20 protein-coding genes are annotated in these 18,105 nt (G+C 35.5%); 1 reads left to right on the forward strand and 19 read right to left on the reverse strand.

Annotated features, from left to right (window positions below; all coding sequences use genetic code 11):
• The first annotated feature begins 26 nt into the window (after positions 1-26).
• Positions 27-575, forward strand: coding sequence for a GNAT family protein (locus MHH51_RS16620; protein WP_156988608.1), 549 nt, complete (start codon positions 27-29; stop codon positions 573-575).
• 37 nt (positions 576-612) lie between these two features.
• Here the strand turns inward: MHH51_RS16620 and MHH51_RS16625 are convergent, their stop codons facing one another.
• The 19 genes from MHH51_RS16625 to MHH51_RS16715 all read right to left on the reverse strand — a co-directional run bounded on the left by MHH51_RS16625 (position 613) and on the right by MHH51_RS16715 (position 17,926).
• Positions 613-1,284 carry a Crp/Fnr family transcriptional regulator gene (locus MHH51_RS16625; protein ID WP_339282547.1) on the reverse strand — a complete coding sequence of 224 codons (672 nt, stop codon included), beginning with the start codon at positions 1,282-1,284 and terminating at the stop codon, positions 613-615.
• A 71-nt stretch (positions 1,285-1,355) separates the two neighbouring features.
• Positions 1,356-1,586: a cation transporter gene (locus MHH51_RS16630; protein WP_147211638.1), complete on the reverse strand. Its 231-nt coding sequence runs from the start codon at positions 1,584-1,586 to the stop codon at positions 1,356-1,358.
• 31 nt (positions 1,587-1,617) lie between these two features.
• Positions 1,618-3,519, reverse strand: coding sequence for a heavy metal translocating P-type ATPase (locus MHH51_RS16635; RefSeq protein ID WP_339282548.1), 1,902 nt, complete (start codon positions 3,517-3,519; stop codon positions 1,618-1,620).
• Positions 3,520-3,945: 426 nt separating this feature from the next.
• Positions 3,946-4,254, reverse strand: a complete 309-nt coding sequence (locus MHH51_RS16640; RefSeq protein WP_156988537.1) for a hypothetical protein — start codon at positions 4,252-4,254, stop codon at positions 3,946-3,948.
• A gap of 70 nt (positions 4,255-4,324) precedes the next feature.
• Positions 4,325-5,029, reverse strand: coding sequence for a hypothetical protein (locus MHH51_RS16645; RefSeq protein WP_147211641.1), 705 nt, complete (start codon positions 5,027-5,029; stop codon positions 4,325-4,327).
• 11 nt (positions 5,030-5,040) lie between these two features.
• On the reverse strand, positions 5,041-5,874 hold the full coding sequence (locus tag MHH51_RS16650; protein ID WP_147211642.1) for an ABC transporter ATP-binding protein: 834 nt from the start codon (positions 5,872-5,874) through the stop codon (positions 5,041-5,043).
• An 81-nt stretch (positions 5,875-5,955) separates the two neighbouring features.
• On the reverse strand, positions 5,956-6,678 hold the full coding sequence (uppS, locus tag MHH51_RS16655) for a polyprenyl diphosphate synthase (RefSeq protein WP_339282549.1): 723 nt from the start codon (positions 6,676-6,678) through the stop codon (positions 5,956-5,958).
• Positions 6,679-6,741: 63 nt separating this feature from the next.
• On the reverse strand, positions 6,742-7,494 hold the full coding sequence (locus MHH51_RS16660) for an aminoglycoside phosphotransferase family protein (protein ID WP_147211644.1): 753 nt from the start codon (positions 7,492-7,494) through the stop codon (positions 6,742-6,744).
• Positions 7,495-7,644: 150 nt separating this feature from the next.
• Entirely contained in the window at positions 7,645-7,974 is a 330-nt protein-coding gene (locus tag MHH51_RS16665; protein ID WP_147211645.1) for a helix-turn-helix domain-containing protein, read from the reverse strand.
• Between the two features lie 304 nt (positions 7,975-8,278).
• Positions 8,279-8,461, reverse strand: a complete 183-nt coding sequence (locus MHH51_RS16670; RefSeq protein WP_186813690.1) for an anti-repressor SinI family protein — start codon at positions 8,459-8,461, stop codon at positions 8,279-8,281.
• Between the two features lie 272 nt (positions 8,462-8,733).
• Positions 8,734-9,333 carry a TetR/AcrR family transcriptional regulator gene (locus MHH51_RS16675; protein ID WP_339282550.1) on the reverse strand — a complete coding sequence of 200 codons (600 nt, stop codon included), beginning with the start codon at positions 9,331-9,333 and terminating at the stop codon, positions 8,734-8,736.
• A 540-nt stretch (positions 9,334-9,873) separates the two neighbouring features.
• Positions 9,874-10,869: a metallophosphoesterase gene (locus MHH51_RS16680; protein ID WP_339282551.1), complete on the reverse strand. Its 996-nt coding sequence runs from the start codon at positions 10,867-10,869 to the stop codon at positions 9,874-9,876.
• Between the two features lie 32 nt (positions 10,870-10,901).
• Complete coding sequence (locus tag MHH51_RS16685; RefSeq protein WP_339282552.1) at positions 10,902-12,695, reverse strand: ABC transporter ATP-binding protein; 1,794 nt, start codon at positions 12,693-12,695, stop codon at positions 10,902-10,904.
• A gap of 12 nt (positions 12,696-12,707) precedes the next feature.
• Complete coding sequence (locus tag MHH51_RS16690) at positions 12,708-13,880, reverse strand: nucleotidyltransferase family protein (RefSeq protein ID WP_339282553.1); 1,173 nt, start codon at positions 13,878-13,880, stop codon at positions 12,708-12,710.
• Positions 13,881-13,885: 5 nt separating this feature from the next.
• Positions 13,886-14,344, reverse strand: a complete 459-nt coding sequence (locus MHH51_RS16695) for a lasso peptide biosynthesis B2 protein (protein WP_147211650.1) — start codon at positions 14,342-14,344, stop codon at positions 13,886-13,888.
• A gap of 15 nt (positions 14,345-14,359) precedes the next feature.
• Positions 14,360-14,650, reverse strand: coding sequence for a lasso peptide biosynthesis PqqD family chaperone (locus MHH51_RS16700; RefSeq protein WP_147211651.1), 291 nt, complete (start codon positions 14,648-14,650; stop codon positions 14,360-14,362).
• Between the two features lie 17 nt (positions 14,651-14,667).
• Entirely contained in the window at positions 14,668-15,630 is a 963-nt protein-coding gene (locus MHH51_RS16705) for an aldolase (protein WP_147211652.1), read from the reverse strand.
• 216 nt (positions 15,631-15,846) lie between these two features.
• Positions 15,847-15,990, reverse strand: coding sequence for a paeninodin family lasso peptide (locus tag MHH51_RS16710; protein ID WP_147211653.1), 144 nt, complete (start codon positions 15,988-15,990; stop codon positions 15,847-15,849).
• A complete protein-coding gene (locus tag MHH51_RS16715) occupies positions 15,944-17,926 on the reverse strand; it encodes an asparagine synthase-related protein (RefSeq protein ID WP_339282554.1) in 1,983 nt (660 codons plus the stop codon). The genes MHH51_RS16710 and MHH51_RS16715 overlap by 47 nt, the downstream gene beginning before the upstream one ends.
• Between the last annotated feature and the right edge of the window lie 179 nt (positions 17,927-18,105).

Here is an 18,105-nt window from a genome sequence, read left to right on the forward strand (position 1 = left end):
GAAGTGAAAAGGAGATTCATCATTTGATGTATACAGATAATAACCTTACGATTCGCACTATTAAAAAAGAAGATTTACCACGTTTGTGGGAACTGATTTTTAAAAATGAAAAACCGGAATGGAAAAAATGGGACGCCCCTTATTTCCCACATCAGACAAAACCGTTAGAAGCCTTTTTGTCAGAGCAAGAAGTTTGGTTAGCTTCCGAAAATTGCTGGATTGTAGAAGTTGACGGTCAGGTTCGGGGAACAGTTTCTTATTACTGGGAGCACGAGCCTTCATCCTGGCTGGAAATGGGTATTGTATTACATGAAGCAGAATCCTGGGGGAAGAGCATCGGCACACGAGCTTTGAGATTATGGATTAATCATCTCTTTAACCATTTACCCCTCGTACGTGTCGGTTTAACTACCTGGTCCGGCAACCAGCGGATGATTCGAGTAGCGGAAAAACTCGGGATGCAGATGGAAGCACGGATTCGGAAGGTCCGGTATTACAATGGAGAATATTATGATTCTATCCGTATGGGGATGCTGCGTGAGGAATGGGAACAGCAATATTACAGTAATTATTAATCTAAAAAAGACAGGTCTTTTACGAGACTTGTCTTTTTTAGATTAATAATAAACGGTTCTCCAATTCCTTTTTATCATGAAGTTTTATTTTATTTCTATTCCTTTTAATAAGTCCTTCTTGTTCCAGCCATTTTAATTTTCGGGAAACTGTTTCTGGTGTTGTTCCCAAGAAAGAAGCTAATTCTTTCATTTTCATTGGAATTTCTACTTGCGCTGATTCAGTGGTTTTATATAAATCAAGGAGATACGTCATTAAGCGTTCTTCCACTTTTTCCATCATTAAAAATCGGGTTTGCTGTTCTGCCTCCATCATTTTTTGGGCATTGATTTCTAACAGCTTCAAACTTAATTGCGGATACTGCAATAATATTTTTTGAAAATCCTCCTGTGTTAACAAGCAGACTTCTGTTTGTTGCAATGCTTCAGCAAATAGATTTTCATTTCGGGCTCCTAACAGCAAACCTTCCCCTTCATAGCCACTGGGTCCGACAACTCTTAATAATTGCTCGCGGCCAGCTGCTGAAAGTTGATATACCTTCATATTTCCACGTGCAACCACAACTAATTTCGGGTCTCCATCGGGTGTAATAATCTGCTCTCCTTTTTCAAAAATACGATGATTTACCAGCGGATTAATCAACCTTTGATCTTCTAAATTCAAATGATGAAAAAGTGGTACTGCGGCTACACATAAATGCTCTTGGTTCATCGTAAGCCCTCCGTTTCAAAATCCGGCTTTATTTAAGAAATTGAATAAAGCTGAGAATCTATCTTCTTTTCTCAATTATATGCCTGTACTTTTGTATTTTCTACTGTATAACCCAGATTTTCAATAACTCCTGTTAATTTGTCAGCACTTGTTTCCTTATTATCAATTTCCGCTTTTACCTTGCTGGCATTAAATAGTACATTAACCTTTTTAACACCCTGCTGCTTCCGAACAGCACTTTCAATTTTTTGGATACATGATGGACAAGTTAGGCTTTCTAATTGAATTATTACTTTTTCCATGAATAACCCCTTCTTTCTTTTATTTATATTTTTATTGTGCTTCTAATTTTTCATTTAGTACTTGATAGCTATCAAGTTTTTCAAATTTTGTACGATAACGTAATAGACGCATCCCATTGATAACAACTGCTAAGATGCTTAATTCATGTACCAGCATACCGCTGGCCATGTAAATATATCCGAAAACTAATCCGATAAGCAGAAAAATCACTGTACCCACAGCAATAATGATATTTTCTTTCATATTTGCTACTGTTTTCTTTGCTAAACCAAAGGCGTGAATTAATTTTTTAAAATTAGAATGTATTAAAACAATATCAGAGGTGTCCACCGCTACGTCCGTGCCATTTCCCATTGCAATTCCTACATCTGCTAAAGCGATAGAAGGACTATCATTCACACCATCACCGACAAAAGCTACCGTTCTTCCTTTATCTTGAAGCCGTTTCATAAAGCTGGATTTATCTTCTGGAAGGAAGTCACCATGGATCTCCGTTATTCCCAATTCATTTCCCACCATCTCTGCTGTTGTCTGATTATCTCCTGTCAACATTACAAAATACTTTATTCCCATTTGTTTTAATATCCGCAGCGTTCCTTTTGCATCTGGACGAACTTGGTCTTTAACACCAATTAACAATGCCAGCTGATTATTAATTGCTGCAAACACCGTAGAATTTCCTGATTGTTGGAGGCGGAGTAAGTCCTGTTCTGCTTGACTGTTTACTAAAACAGCATGATTCTCCATTAATGTTTGATTACCAATTATTATTTTCTGTGCATCGATTTGTGCAATAATTCCCTGTCCTTTCACAACTTCTGTTTTATTAATTTTTGCATATCTGGTTTCCTTCACATAGTCTAATATTGCTTGTCCCAACGGGTGCTCTGATTCTCTTTCCACACTGGCAGTCAGCCAAAGCGCTTCTTGTATATCATCCGTATATGCTTTCACTTCAGAAACTGCCGGCTTGCCATTGGTTAATGTCCCTGTTTTATCAAATATCATTGTATCTACTTTACTAACTGCGTTCATCAATTCACCGTTCTTTATTAAAATGCCATTCTTTGCTCCATTTCCAATTCCGGCAACGTTAGAAACAGGTACACCAATAACCAATGCTCCTGGACATCCTAAAATCAAAATCGTGATTGCCAAGTGGATATTCTGAAAAAGAAAACCGACGATAAACGCAAGCAGCAATACAATCGGCGTGTAGTACTTTGCAAAACGGTCAATAAATCGTTCCGCTTTAGATTTATTATCCTGTGCTTCTTCAACAAGTTCAATAATTTTTCCAAAAGTCGTGTCTTCCCCTATTTTCTCAGCTTCTATCTTCAACGTACCATTTTCTAAAATTGTACCGGCAAACACTTTCTCTCCGATTGCTTTGCCAGTTACCCTGGATTCTCCTGTCACGCTCGCTTCATTGATATAGCCATCCCCTTCTCGAATAGCACCATCTACAGGGATTTGTGCTCCCGTTTTAACAAGAAGCAAATCTCCTTTATTTACTTCCTCAATAGGAATTTCTTCTATGTCAGCTTTATCGATCCGTAAAGCACTGGCAGGTGCCATTTTTATGAGTTCCTGAATGGCTGAACGTGTTCTCTCTAGTGTCTTTTGTTCCAATAAACCTCCAAATAAAAACAGAAAGATAACAATAGCTGATTCACTGAACTCACCAATGATAAACGCTCCAGATACAGCAATAGATACCAACAATTCAATACTGATTATTTTTACTTTTAGTGCTTGATACGCTTGGATAAATATCGAAGGAATACCAATAACGGAAGCCATTATCATTGCAAGTGAATATCCTAAATCCCAATCAAATGAAAATTTAAAAATAAACCCTAGAACAATCAAAACACCGCCGATAAGTACAAAGGTATACTTATGTTTTATAAATAATTTCTGCAACTTCATTTTCTTTCCCTCCTCTCTGTTCACACTGTTATTTTATAATGAGGGAAAAAGAAAATAATTGATGACTATCAAGATATGAAAAAACACTCTCGAAAATGGTGATTTATTTCAAATAAAAAAAGCACCTCGAAAGGTACTTTTTATTCAATATATTCCAGAATAATTCTTAAACAAAAGCTTGTTCTTCGTTTTTTAATAACAGTTCCTTTTAGCTGATTAATATATACAGAAAAAAGAATTTGTATTAAAACAATACTACATTTTGCGGGAATTTTTGGTGAGATAAATAATCACAAATGTTTCCTGTAAGGCGAGTAATCGCAAAAGTACTTCGATGGGGCAAGTAATCGCAGCTCCAGCCCAACCTACCGAAAGATATCATAAATAGTTCATTAATCATCATATAGCTGCTTTTTGCGCGCCCTCTTATAAAACACCTTTTGTTACTCTTGCTAATACTTTGTTAAGCAAACCTAAACAACAAAATAGTACGGCAACTACAATTACAAAAAATATGGCAGAACGGAGAAAAGTAAATGGGATAAAGCTGACAAGCCAGTTTCCAACATAATAAATAAGTACAAATACAATCGCAACTGTTATCAAATACGAAATAAGCACGCCGAATACTTGAACATAATTAAGTTTTGAATACGTTTCTTTAAGTTCTTTTCTGTTTTTCCAAAAATTAAAAACTAATAAAACAGTACACAAAACAGAAAGTACACCAGCCAAGAATCTCCACCTCTATTTCTATGTTGTAAATCTTCTGCTGCTTATCAAACTATGCTAATAGCATCATTTATTACCGTCTTCTATTTGCCAATATTAGAAACAACAGCAGAATAATTCCAGCATAAATCATAATCCATAAAAATGGAAGATAGGATATACCGGACAAACTTTCTCCCTTCCATTGAATCAGTGGCCGTTGTGTAATTGTTGCTGGGGGTAAAAGCCAGACAATGTATTTAAACGATGCAGGTAAAATATTCTCAATACCGGGTGCAGCAATAGACAAAATAATAGTCAGCACTAAACCTCCATAAGCGTTGATAGCACTTTCCATCATCATCTTACTAAAAAATCCGGCAACACCAATTCCCAGAACAGCTAAGAGAAGATGATTTACAAAGGATATGAAACCAACGGCAGGAGATACAGAATCAGAAAACATATTAAAAATAATGGGATAGAGAAATGCAAATACAGTTAACAGAGCGGCAATCAGTGCAACAGTCAACAATTTTGCCAGATAATACCGATAGCTGCTTCCCAAATGCAAAATCATCAGCTGTCTTTGTACAGGTGAATCCAGGGATAGAACACTCAAACACAGCCAGGCGGAAATCACAAATAAAAATAATGCCGTAATCGCATAACTATCAATAATTGGATTTGGCTTGTATGTATAAAACACCAGGATTAACACAAAAAAAGTGGAAATTGGCGGAAAATATTTATGGGAACGTACATAGTCATGCAAACTATATTGAATTACATCTTTCAAAAAATCTCTCCTTAGTTATTAACATCTGTGCTGTTAACAGATTCGATACTTCCTCCAGATTTAAGAACTCTCATTAAAATTTGATTACTATTTTTAGAGCTTACATATAGTAATAATCTATCTTCTCTTTTTTCACTATATAATACTTCCTTCCATTCCTCTACATCGCTATCTATGAAGCCTTTTGTCTCAATCAGCTTCATACCTTGTTTTTCCGTCAGCATTTCTTCTGCCAGGCGGCCATCTCTTATGTAATAGGTTTGATCCACAATCCCCTCAAATATAGAAGCTTCATGATAGGTCAACAATACCGTTGTCTTCTGCTCCTTCAATTCGCTGATGATAGAAAGTAATTCCTGCTGCGCTGATATATCCAATCCAGATAACGGCTCATCCAGAATTAATAGTTCCGGCTGCTGAAGAATTGCTTGAATAATCCCGACTTTTTGGATATTCCCCTTGGATAACTCATTAATTCTTCGATTACTCCATTTATCTAATTGAAAACGACGCAATAATAATGAAATACGCTGTTCCAGAATAGCTTCTGGGATACCATTTATCTTTCCGATATAGTGCAAATACTCATCCGGTGTAAAACGGAGATATTTGGGAAACCTTTCCGGTACATAACCAGTCCGCATGTTCTTAAAAGCATATAAAATCTTCCCTGAATCCGGCCGTTCTATCCCTGCTGCAATCCGTAAAAAGGTGCTTTTACCGCTTCCATTCTCCCCCAGTATGGCAATAACCTGTTTTTCTTTTATGTGAAGGGAAACATCATATAAAACTTTCTTCTTTCCATATTTCTTGTTAATATTTTTTAGTTCTGCAAGCTGCTTCATGCAATACTCCTTGTTGTGTCATTTCATCATATCTCTGTATAACACTTGGAAAATATATTTTCATATACTAACGGAAGCTGGTTATACTTTTTGCTTCATCAAATAGCTGTTATAATCCTGAAAAGCCACAGCCAGATTTTCAACCTTAAAATCCGGCCAGAATGTTTTATCCGCCCATAAATAGGCATTATGTATCTGCCAAAGCAGGAAATTACTAATTCTGCGTTCTCCGGCAGTACGAATCAAAATATCAATATCAGACTGCTCCTGTGTATGTAAATAATGATTAAAATTTTCTACATTAAGCGACTGAATGATTGTATTATCTTCTTGTGACGCATCGTTAATTCTTTTTATAGCCCGAATAATTTCAGACCTTGCTCCATAATTTAGAGCTATATTACAAACCATACCATCATTATCTTTGGTCAACAAAATAGTTTTGTTTATTTCCTCTATTAATTTTTCCGGTAATCCATTCAAATCACCAATATGAAGGAAACGTATATTATTTTCTATCGCTTCCTGTCTCCACTCAAGCAAAAATTTCACAAATAACTGCATTAAATAATTTATTTCTTTGATTGGGCGCTTCCAATTTTCAGTGGAAAATCCATAGAGAGATAAATATTTTACGCCTGCTTTCTTACATTCAATAGTCATCTCCTTCACAGTATTCACACCTGCAAGATGACCGGCACTGCGCGGCAATCCCCGTTTTTTTGCCCATCGTCCATTTCCATCACAAATCATTGCTACATGCTTTGGTATATAGTCCAAATTCGTCCAATAATCTGTATTCATTGATCCGCATCTCCTTAAGTAAAACATTTATACATCTTTTTAAGCAAAATTATTTTATTTCCATTATAAACGATAGCTGTTAATAATTTCTATCCATTGGGCTGTATTCTCTGTTGACACTTGTTCTGATAACCTCGCTCCGGCAATTATTGGGGTCCACCGCAAAATCTCCTCTTTGGACAATCCGCTCTTCTCACAGTAAATCTGAAGATAGCTGTCAGCCAATTCAGTAAAATGCTGACTATATAAAAGATATGTCCTGCATACATCGGCCCGGATGTCTCCGGCACTGGAGTCAACCCAGTCAATGATATACATCTTTCCGTCTGCTGAAATCAAATTAAACAGATGAAAATCTCCGTGACAAAGTCTGTTTTCAAAAGTCATCGTGTCCAGTCTTCGCAATAGATCGTTTTTATATTTTTCTGTTAAACTGACAGCCGCCTTAATCTGCCGGCAAAGCTTATCATACATTAACTCCGAAGCATCTAAATTGGAAATCACCCGATGTATCTTTTGCTGGATATCCACGGAAACAGCCAGGTAATATTCTGCTTGTTCTTTATTACTTAAATACAAGTCTCCTAGAGTGCTTCCTTTAATATATTCCATCATAATAGCTTGTTTCCCCTGAAACTCACTAACATCGAAGACCTTCGGAACAGGAAGACCTGCTGAATTGGCAAACCTTTGTTTCCCCGCTTCCATCTCAGCTTCTGTATCAGGCAAATAATCATTGAAAACCTTTACAATTTTATTGTTATGAAGATATATTTCAGCAGTATTCCCTTTTGCTATTAGAGCATTTGTACTCATTTCTTTCTTCTCCCTTGCCGATTCTTTTATCGTTCAGTTTCTATGTTTGATGCAGGTCATTTCATCAAGATATCACGTTGTTGTTTTATTAAAATTTAAGTCCATATAATCAAAAAAACCGTAAAGCACGTTGCTAAACGGTTAGGTGACTTATTTATCTTGTTCTCGCCGCCATTTATTAAATTCCAGATATTCTTTAAATTGTTCTTTTGAAACTCCGGATTCCATTGCTTCTTTTACAATTTTCATCCACTCACTATCTAACTCCGTTTCAACTACCGTATTATTATCATTTATTAAATCGTTTACAGAAACATCCAACACTTGACTGATTTTCTCGATAAACTGGATGGAAGGGTTTGATTGAAGGTTTCGCTCAATTGAGCTTAAATAGGATTTCGCTACTCCTGCTTTTTCAGCAAGCTCAGAAAGTGACATCCTCTTTTCTTTTCGCAATTGTTTTATTTTTTCACCAATCAAGTTTTTCACCTCTTTCTCTGCGAATTATATCATAACTTTGGTGAAGAGTTCTATTATTATTTTGAGGATGTATAGAAAGTTAATTCTTAGTGAGGATTTAAGTATAATTATGGTATTTTACGCCTTCATAATTAGAAATAAAAGTATAATAATTAGACTGGAGAGAAATCAATTGTATATTTAAATTGTAATTTTACAAGAAAATGCACCTTGCAAATTGATATTCAATATTGCTTAGGTATCTTTATTTTACCACATTTTGCTAAAGGTGCATTTTTTAAAAGCTCTATAAATAAAATCCAAATCAAACGTTAGATTTTTCTCTTATATGATTCAGAAATTTGCGGACTTCCTCAAGTGACAGGCCTAATTTTTTTGCTTCTTTTATTAATGTAATCCATTCTCGATCAAATACAACATTTTCAATTTTCTTTTTCACAACCCCGCCCCCATCATTAATATAGATAATATGGTTACTACCAGTCATTCATGCTGCTTAAAGATTTTTCTACTTATCAAACAGGGTAAAAATATTAAAAATAATTAAAATGAAATATTCCGAAATTTTATTTTGAGTTATTATCACAAAGGCAACAAAGATATGAATGGTAGTTGCCACCCATATTAATGACTAATTTCAATTATTAATGAAATGATGAAGCATACGTCAAATGAATCTAACATTTCACCTCCCTTCTTCAAGTTGATTAACATACCAGTAGATTTATTTTTAGAACAATGTGTCTGTAAATTTTAATTCTATTTATATCCCCTTATCATGCCATATAACAAGAATTGGACAATTTCCTTAGCAAGTGCTTCCGGTTCTTTTAATCCTGTAAATAATTGCGTTTTTGTCAGATGCTCTATCATACCTACCAGACTTTCCGAAACAAACTTCATATCAAGGTGAAGATGAAAATAGCCGATTTCTTTCTCATAAAGAAGGTTATCTTTTATTTGATTTGCCATTTTTTCTTTGATCTCATCAGCTTCTGTCGACATATAAAAACCAATGATTGTTAAGTACATATTTTCTGCAAAAAATTTTAAAATAGCACTTAATCCTTCTGCAATACGATCTTCTAAAGAATGTTCATCAATTCCAGGACTAAGCCTGCTTTTTGTTGTCAAATCGGTTAGCTTAATTCGAAATGAATCAAGTATTTCCTGGAAAATTGCCTGCTTACTTTGAAAATATAAATAAAAACTTGGCTGTGTTAGACCAGCTTTTTCAACGATTGTGCTTACCTTTGTTTCATGATAACCATTATTGGCAAATTCCTCTTTAGCAATAGTAAGAAATAATTCCCTGCTTTTTGTTCCATCTGCTCCTTTTTTTCTTCCTCTTTGATTCAAGAAAAACACCTGCTTCAGTCAATATTAAATATATTACTCATTAGTAATATTATTCATTAGTATTATAATAGAATGAAATTTATATAGTCAAGGGATAATGATCACAAAAAGCTTTTCATCCCTGTCATTACAAGTCTACAATTTTTTTAACAGATAACATAAAATAATAAGTGATATTGATAACTATATTTCCTCCACTCTTTTTGTTTAAAAGGCGGAATAGAAACTCCCCAAGATTACCTATAAACATAAATACACAAGCCTATTTTACTATATATTTAGCGCGAATCGCTTGACTTGTTTTGTCTTTAGCACACTAGTTTTGTCATATAAGAAAATTCAAATTATGACATGTTTTTCACTTATTCAAACGACTTTTTGTGAAGTAAATGACTATAACCACAGCCCCATTCATCAAATTGGGCTTCATTTTACTATAAATCTGCATTATTCATTGAAACAGAATCTGTGAATAATAAAGAATAAAATCAAAAAGTAAGTCGAATTTCCAGCTGAATTTTTTACAATTAAATCCTTGCTTTATTGCCTATTAGCTGTCCCTTTCAAGATAACAAGATTAATTTCAGGAGTATTAAACAACCGGAATTTCATAAAAGATACCGCACCGCTGCTACCGAGACCTGCACTAACATATTGCTTGGTGTCAGCGTATTCCCATAACCCTTTTATACGATCTTGCGGTGGAAATAAGCTGTTTGGTTCATACCAGGGCTCTGGAATGAAGGGAGCACCAATAAAAGGTAAACGAATCTGTCCCCCATGATAATGTCCTGCCATAATCAAATCATAATCTGTCCATTTTAAATCAGGATTAGCTTGAATATGGTCGATTCGAATATCAGGAATCGGATAATGGTTCAATGCAATAAGAATGTCCGATTCACTTCGGTTATCGAGCACTGTTAACTCTTCCCACAGCTCTTCCTGTTGCAGAAGATAGCTTTCTTCATTAATATAGTCCGGCTTTAAAATTCCTTGTACGCTTCCCATATATTGCGGATCTTTTAAGATAGATAATTCAAAATGAACAAAATGAACATTTTTCCCATTGGTCGAAATCGAGTGGATAGACTCTAATAAATGAACACCTCGTTCTTCCATTCCTTGGGTGAAATCACTCTTTTCTACTTTTCTTCCAACCTGATAATTTGCCGGATCTGTATTCCCTGGTACATATAATGCATTTTCTTTATTATCAATTCCTTCAATTAATGTGTAAAAGCTGTCGTAGTTGGTGCTTTCTACGTCATCAAGCATATCGCCTGTAAAAACAATGACGTCATAGGCTATTGAATTGATTGATTCTATCAGTTTTTTCTGGTTTTCACCAAATTGCTTTTCATGCAGATCACTAACCTGAAGAATACGAAATCCTTCCAGCTGCTTCGGTAGATGGTCAATTATGATTTCCTGTCTTGTGATGATAAACCGATTATTGTCCCAAATAGTATATATAAGAATTACAAGAAATATTAAAAATACGGACAGAAGAATCCTTTTTCTTATTTTTCTCACAGTTTATCGCTCTCCAATATATGGGCTCTCTCTTATCTCATTGCTTCTATCTGATTACTCAAAAGATGACTGAACATACTTTTCTTCTCTTTAGAAAGCTCGATAAAGCCTCCCTGTTGAATAATCTTTCCTTCTTCCAGTACAACGACCTGATCGGCATTTCGAATCGTTGATAGACGATGTGCAATAACGATAATCGTCATCTTACCTTTCAGCCTTTCCAGTGCAGCCTGAATTTTGGACTCATTCGCTGTATCTAAAGCGCTGGTTGCTTCATCTAAAACAAGAATGGATGGTTTTCTTAATATAGCCCGTGCTAATACGAGACGCTGTCGTTCACCGCCAGATAACTTAATTCCTCGATCACCAATAATGGTATCTAGTCCATCAGGAAGTTTCTTTACAAAATCTATAGCCGACGAGAATTCCAAGGCTTCCCATAGTTCTTCCTCTGTCACATTTGTTTTTACTATTTCCAGGTTTTCTCTAATACTTGTATTGAAAAGAAATGGCTCCTGTGGTACATAGCTGATAGATTTTCTCCAGGCTGAGATATTATCGTACGAAAGCGAAACGCCATCAATTAGAATTTTTCCATTCTCCGGCTGGTTCAGTCCCAATAACAAATCAATTAATGTGCTTTTTCCTGCTCCAGAGCGCCCTACAAATGCTGTCATTTTATTGGGCGGGATAACCAGATTAATATTGGTTAAAGCACAATCAGCATTTTCATTATAGCGAAAATAGATTTGATCACATTGAATAGCTTTTTTCATTTTAATTGAGGTATTTTTTAAACTTTCATCCGTATTAAACTCTTTGGCATTTCTACATTCATCCTGTAAAGTAATTACTGCTCTGAAAGAAGGAATTGTTGCTGCGATTTGTTCCATCGATGACTGGATTCCTGCAACTCCCGGCCACAGCCGTGAAAATATAATGATAATCAGCAGAAGCTGTGCAGCCTGTGCATGAAACATCATTATTGCAAAATAGATAAAAACAGCGATTAAAATAGCAGAAGCCATTTTATAATATAATTGTGATGTTGATTTTAATTTTATATACTCCACTTGTTCATTTTCCATTTCTTTTGTGATTAGCCCAAACCAGTCTAATCTTGATTTTTCCAATGTATTACTTTTGATATCTTTTATCCCATTCATATGATCAGTAATCCCGCTGATATATTCCTTAGATAATTCATAATTCCTGTTTCCTAAAGTCAATGACCTTTTTAGAAATTTACGGTTAAAAAGAATAAGAACAGATCCACATAGGAGTACAAATGTTGTAATTACAGGAGAAAGAATAAATGCCAGCCCTATCTGAATAAAAGTGAAGACAATAGATGATATAAATTGTAATACTGAATATACACCTACACTGGAACGTGCAATTTCTGATGTTAAAATATTAATAAAATCGGACTTTCTATTTCTAATGAAAACCTGCCAGTTAGAATACAGTAACAATTTATATGTTTCCACACGCATATATCTTAAAAATCCCTGCTGTAACCTGTTGTTTTTCACATTAAGCTGTCGCTTTACAATATTTTGTCCAACGGCAATCATGATAAAAATGGCTAATATAATCGGCAGACCAGCAGCTGCTGGAATATCTGCCATAAAATCAAATATACTTAATATCGGTATTCTTCCTGCTCCCATATCAACAATGCCGCTCATACTGATCAATGGGACAAGTAATAGAATCGCTGCACTATCTAGTAAACCGATGCCGGCCATTGCAAATAAATTAATATAGACGATCTTCCCCGAATAACGATAGATTTGCTTCAAAAAATATATAATGGATTTCATCTCTATGTCTCCTTATGATAATACATGCTTCTTTCTTTTTCGCCATACCCAGAGAAATGGACGAAGCGGAAAATAGAGAAAATGGAGCGTTTTTGGTAACGGTAAGGTTTTCATATCATCCGGATATGGATACAGCAAACTTAAAGTAAAAAGAATCCTCTGCTCCGTCGACATTAAGCCCGTTAAATACTTTTTATGATACTTCACTACATTTTCAGGTAATGGTAACGTATATATATTAATCATGGATTCCAAATAAAAAATTGATTTTGCTGCTAGTCTTTTCGAACGGCTGTTCACTAAATATTGCTGCATCTCATTAGAAAGCTTTCTATTAAATAATTCAGACACAAGTATCATACCTTGTCCTCCCACCTGAAGATAACCAAAGCGTTTTAGCCGATTATATATCCTGTTCCAGTTTAATTCTTTATCCATTAATTGATGAATATCAAATAACCATCGTAAGCGCGACCATCCATGCTGTGCCCCATGCATATTAAGATATAAATAGAGATCCTCATTGCTTAGCATATAGACCTCATTACCCGGAATTGTGCTCTGCTTTCTTCTTTCCCATAATTCATTAAAATTCGGCTCTTTCGCCGGACCGGTATTCAATCTCCAATGAATTTCTATCGTGATTTTCTTTTGCGGATGATAATAGTTAACATGACGATGTCTCCACTTCCATTCATTTAATTCTTTATTTATTTCATATTCCTTTTCATAGCCTTGAGCTAATAGCAGATGCTCCGCCTCATCAAGTTTTTCTATCGGAATAAGAACATCCAGATCCCTGGACGTACGAAGGGAGATATCACCGTACAACGCTTGAGCAAGTACTGGCCCTTTTAAAAAAAGAAGCCGAATGTGATTGTCTGAAAACAGCTTACTGATCTTTTGCATCTCTGAGCCTAAGAAAAGCATTTTCATTGTATTTCTTCTATAAAGCCAGGAAAACCTTTCTAAAACGAAGGGAGGAACAATACCTTCCTTTACCTTTTTCAATTTCGGATAAAGTACCGGATAAATACGGTGATGAATTGCCAAATCAATGAAAGTTTCCCAATTAATATCTGTGAAAGTTTCCCATTCTTCCAGATGATTATTCCTTAATAATTCGATCATTAGCTGTAATTCTTCAGGTATATTACGAAGGTCCAATTGATTTCTATTTTCCATTTATTTCACCTTTTATCCTTTGTATCTATTTTCTTTGCAAACTTGCTGACAACCGTAAACCGTTCTGCTCCTTCTAATCCCGTTACAAAGAATGGACCACTGCGCAACCATGCATGAGCAATTAATTTTCCATCCTCATCTTTTGCTATTCCTAAGTAAAGTGTACTTTCTATGTCCCGCTTTTCTAACATTTTCAATGCAGCTATGCCCTTGACAAGACACTCACTCTCCCAAAATGTATACTTGCTCATAATATGGATAGCCTGCGATATCCCCATCAATGTCTTTTTATATTCTGGGTTTAAATCTGTTGAGGTTTCTTTCATTTTTTCCCCTAATGAAGGTGCTATTTTCGAAAAGGACATTGCTTTAATAAGACGGGCAAAAGCAAGATAAATATATGCTTCAAATAGAAGGTGCCTCATTTTCTTATTTAAAGATAGAAATAATATCATCCTTCTCATCCCGCTCCCCCTTTTTTAAGCAAACTCTATTTTTACCAAACCTTCTTCTGATAAACGGTCTATAAATCTGAGTACCTGCTCCCTGCATTCATGCTCTCCCACATCATATTCCTTAACTAATGATTGAATCAGGTCTTGTATAGAAATAGGCTTTTTCATACAATCCCAAATCACTCCACCTGTTTCACCAAGATTGTAGTACTTTCCATTTTCAATACTTAACATGACCTTTTCCCCGTCCATATCGCTGACAATAAGTCCCTCTAATTGACTTACAATATCGCTGTTTGAAATCGTTTTATTCATATTACTATCTCTCCCTTTCAATAGATTGTTGCTGCTTTTTCATTATTTACATTCCTATCCTTCGCAATTAAGCTTAAAATGTTATCTACTAATTCATTGACTGTGAATCGGGAGACAGGACGTATGATTCGATAAAAATCAAGGTTGTTCGCCAGATTAGCAGAAAATGCGAAGTGCCAATCCATTAATCCGGAACGATTTATCATAAAATTACGGTAGGTATTATGAAACAGGACAGGGAAACGTGCTAATTTTTGGATGGATACTATTTCAATATCATTTTGATTAGCTTTGCTTAAAACAAAAATTCCGGCTAAAGGTATTGATCTATCAACGAAATGGTCATTAACCGGTATATTAAATTTTGTTTCTCTATTATAGATTGGTTTAAATTGATCTGATTCTATGCCAAATCGATCTAAGCTCTCCTGCCATAACTTTTGCTGTGGATATGAAGGTATAGCGAGCGGAATATTATCTTCAGATAGTGTCACCGCCATGATATCGTCTGTCAGTAAATGAAAGCCGCGGCTTAAAAATGCGGAAGCAAGCGTTGATTTCCCTGCACCAGAATCGCCCACAATAGCATAGGCTTTTCCATTTATGACAATGCAACTTCCATGTATCGGCATTATTTTTCTTTGCATGAGCAGAACGCCTAAACATGTTCCAAGCAAGTAAAGCCTGATTTGATTATTGTTTGAACCCTCAATCGGTGAGACTGAAATAGCTCTTCCATCTTCAATCATATAAATGGCCGCACCTGGAACTTTAATCATACAAAGTTTCTTTTTTATGTAGTAATAAGCATCTGGTTCGGCAAGCTTTGACCATAAGGAAGATAAATTGGTTTCTATTATAGTTAAATCAGCTTCATCAAAATTCTTGCGACTGACAGGTATTAATTCTGGTAATGGGAAATCACTTAAAATATTTAATCCAAATGCTTTATAGGAATGAATTTTTGGGATTTCAAACATCTATTAATCACCCTCTTTTTATAATAAACAGACTATTTCAGACAGGTGGAGTACATGAACTAAGAAAAAATGAGCCCTTATACAAACGGGACGGTATAAGGGCAATAATCTACCGACTTCAACTATTCGAAGAGCACTGCGATTCAGGTTTAAGTATCTATCTTTGGTTGAAGACCATATTGATCTTGTAAAATTCTCTCATTTGGAATGTGCAGCTTAACTTATGTCTTCTCCCGGATTAGGATCCGGTTTGTTATATCTGCCAATAAAAAATCCATCCCAGGAATCGCCTTTAAAGCTTGCCATTGTCTCTTTAATATCCAATAATTCCAATTTGGGCTCTTTCCATTGCTTTTTCATTTGTATCACCTCCTTCAAGGTAAAATGTTTTCAGAAATCGATAAACGATGATACTGCGCATTAGCATCCTCAGCTCAGGCTTAAAAGCAAGATCACCCTTTGGCTTTTCCATAGCAGATGACAGGGCATTTCTAATAGAATCTGTATTCAAATATTGTGCTGTATCCTTGTCTTTTAACAGCTCTTTCACCTCATTAATAAAGTCTGTCCAGCAGGGTATCATGCGGTGAAGCCAATCTGCTGCCTGGACACCGTACTTTGTCTGGTTTAACCGCACTTTATCAGGCAAATATCCTTTTGTTGCATTTCTGATTAATGCCCGATCCATTCCGTTATTAATAAATTGTTCTAACGGCAGGGACATACAATAATTAATCACCCGGATATCATTTGTCGGATCACGCATTAGTGTCCCATATTGCAGGGATAGCTTTGAAAATGCTATTCCATTTGAATTCCATATAAATTCATTATCAATAAGATAGTTTCTTTGATTTAAAATGTTGAGATCAGTAAGTCCATCTGCTCCCATTCCATATCTCTGAAGTTTTTCAAACACATTCATTTTATTAGCAAAATCAGGATTCACAAGCATTGGAAAAGAATTATCATCTTCCCTGTTTAAAAACGGAAATGCCTGTTTACTTATAAGTGATAACAGCTTTTTTCTGCCTATCCCGATGTTTCTGCTATAAGGCTTAAGCTCACGGGCAAAATGAAACCACTTCATTCTCTTTAATAAGTGTCCATAATATTCCATTGCCGGTCCCCAGGATATTGTAAAATTCCCTCTGGCACCGCTTAACAAAACTCCGACATTATCCTTGGCTGCCTGTTCAAAAATCCCCTTCATCCAGAATGAATTCTCAAAGAATTTATAAGGCGATTCGATAATTTCCAGCCATTCATCCATATCATTGTATGGATTCTTACTTTCCAGGCTTAAATAATGATCTTCAATATTCCCTACATAATCAATCGTAGCATGGATGTATGGACGTTCATCCGGGTAATAGTTTCCTGGTGTATAGTCAATAAAATCTGCTGCCGGGATTGAGCTGTAGGTATGTAATTTTTTGTTCTGGCTTTGTAATGTTTTTGCAGCAAAACTGACAACAGAACCTGAATCAAGTCCGCCGCTCAGCTGAGAACCGACAGATTTAAATGTACGTAATCTCGAATCAACCGATTTCTGGAATATATCACGAAAAGCCTCCACATATTCATCATCTTGTTTGAATCTGATTTTGTCATTAAATGACAGCACCTGATATTTAGAAAGCTTCACCTTCCCTTCTATCACAGTAATCATATGTGATGGGGGAACTTGCAGGATATTTCTAACAACCGTTCTTGATACATCAATTGCGTCTATAAAGGTCGAAATCGCTAAATACTCAGCCAGCCATTCCTCATTTAATTGTCTGTTAACATAGGGCAGCTTTAACAGCGGCTCCATAACTGTACAAAATGCAAATCGCTGATCATCAGAAAAATAGTAGAGTGACCTTGAACCGGAAAAATCTCTCGCTCCAAACAGCTTTTGGTTTTTTTCATCCCAAACCATAAAAGCAAAGTCGCCAACCAAATATTTTGGAGACTCCTCGCCCCATTTCGCGTAAGCAATCAATATTAATTGGCTATCCGGCATTCCTTTTCTTTCTTCACGCTGAACTCCTAATTTATCAAATAATTCTTCCCGATTATCGATGATTGCGTCTGATGTAATTGCCAGTTGTCTATCATCATAGAAAGGAAGCTGTTCATTAATTGATTCGGGTGTAACCCACTGTGCATGACAGCCTAAGAACACATTTTTATTGTTCCAGATTTGCACTTGATCAGCCGGAAACTTTCTTAATGCCAGCATCATCTGCCGCCCAAATTGTTGCGGAACAGCACTATTCACGTGATAAATTCCAGCAATTGCACTCATCATATCTTCTCCAATATATAGGATTAGCTTATTGTTCTTATTAAAGAACAATAAAATTTAAAAAAACTAAATCCCACTTTTGAATTAAAGCAGTTTATTTAGTTAGTCATTTAAAAAGGGATAATAAATTTTCGTTCTATATAAAGAACATATACTATTTTACATAATAATTCAATACT

This window comes from Oceanobacillus sp. FSL K6-3682 (assembly GCF_037976165.1).
In the GTDB taxonomy this organism is placed as follows: Bacteria; Bacillota; Bacilli; order Bacillales; family Amphibacillaceae; genus Oceanobacillus; species Oceanobacillus sojae.

Excerpts from the sequence above, each read along its gene's own strand:
- uppS (WP_339282549.1), bottom strand. The coding sequence starts at position 6,678 with ATGAATACAGATTATTGGACGAATTTGGACTATATACCAAAGCATGTA.
- MHH51_RS16700 (WP_147211651.1), bottom strand. The coding sequence starts at position 14,650 with ATGAATAAAACGATTTCAAACAGCGATATTGTAAGTCAATTAGAGGGA.
- MHH51_RS16635 (WP_339282548.1), bottom strand. The coding sequence starts at position 3,519 with ATGAAGTTGCAGAAATTATTTATAAAACATAAGTATACCTTTGTACTT.
- MHH51_RS16715 (WP_339282554.1), bottom strand. The coding sequence starts at position 17,926 with ATGAGTGCAATTGCTGGAATTTATCACGTGAATAGTGCTGTTCCGCAA.
- MHH51_RS16690 (WP_339282553.1), bottom strand. The coding sequence starts at position 13,880 with ATGGAAAATAGAAATCAATTGGACCTTCGTAATATACCTGAAGAATTA.
- MHH51_RS16630 (WP_147211638.1), bottom strand. The coding sequence starts at position 1,586 with ATGGAAAAAGTAATAATTCAATTAGAAAGCCTAACTTGTCCATCATGT.
- MHH51_RS16685 (WP_339282552.1), bottom strand. The coding sequence starts at position 12,695 with ATGAAATCCATTATATATTTTTTGAAGCAAATCTATCGTTATTCGGGG.
- MHH51_RS16620 (WP_156988608.1), top strand. The coding sequence starts at position 27 with ATGTATACAGATAATAACCTTACGATTCGCACTATTAAAAAAGAAGAT.
- MHH51_RS16625 (WP_339282547.1), bottom strand. The coding sequence starts at position 1,284 with ATGAACCAAGAGCATTTATGTGTAGCCGCAGTACCACTTTTTCATCAT.
- MHH51_RS16695 (WP_147211650.1), bottom strand. The coding sequence starts at position 14,344 with ATGAGAAGGATGATATTATTTCTATCTTTAAATAAGAAAATGAGGCAC.
- MHH51_RS16705 (WP_147211652.1), bottom strand. The coding sequence starts at position 15,630 with ATGTTTGAAATCCCAAAAATTCATTCCTATAAAGCATTTGGATTAAAT.
- MHH51_RS16650 (WP_147211642.1), bottom strand. The coding sequence starts at position 5,874 with ATGAAGCAGCTTGCAGAACTAAAAAATATTAACAAGAAATATGGAAAG.
- MHH51_RS16660 (WP_147211644.1), bottom strand. The coding sequence starts at position 7,494 with ATGAGTACAAATGCTCTAATAGCAAAAGGGAATACTGCTGAAATATAT.
- MHH51_RS16710 (WP_147211653.1), bottom strand. The coding sequence starts at position 15,990 with ATGAAAAAGCAATGGAAAGAGCCCAAATTGGAATTATTGGATATTAAA.
- MHH51_RS16670 (WP_186813690.1), bottom strand. The coding sequence starts at position 8,461 with ATGACTGGTAGTAACCATATTATCTATATTAATGATGGGGGCGGGGTT.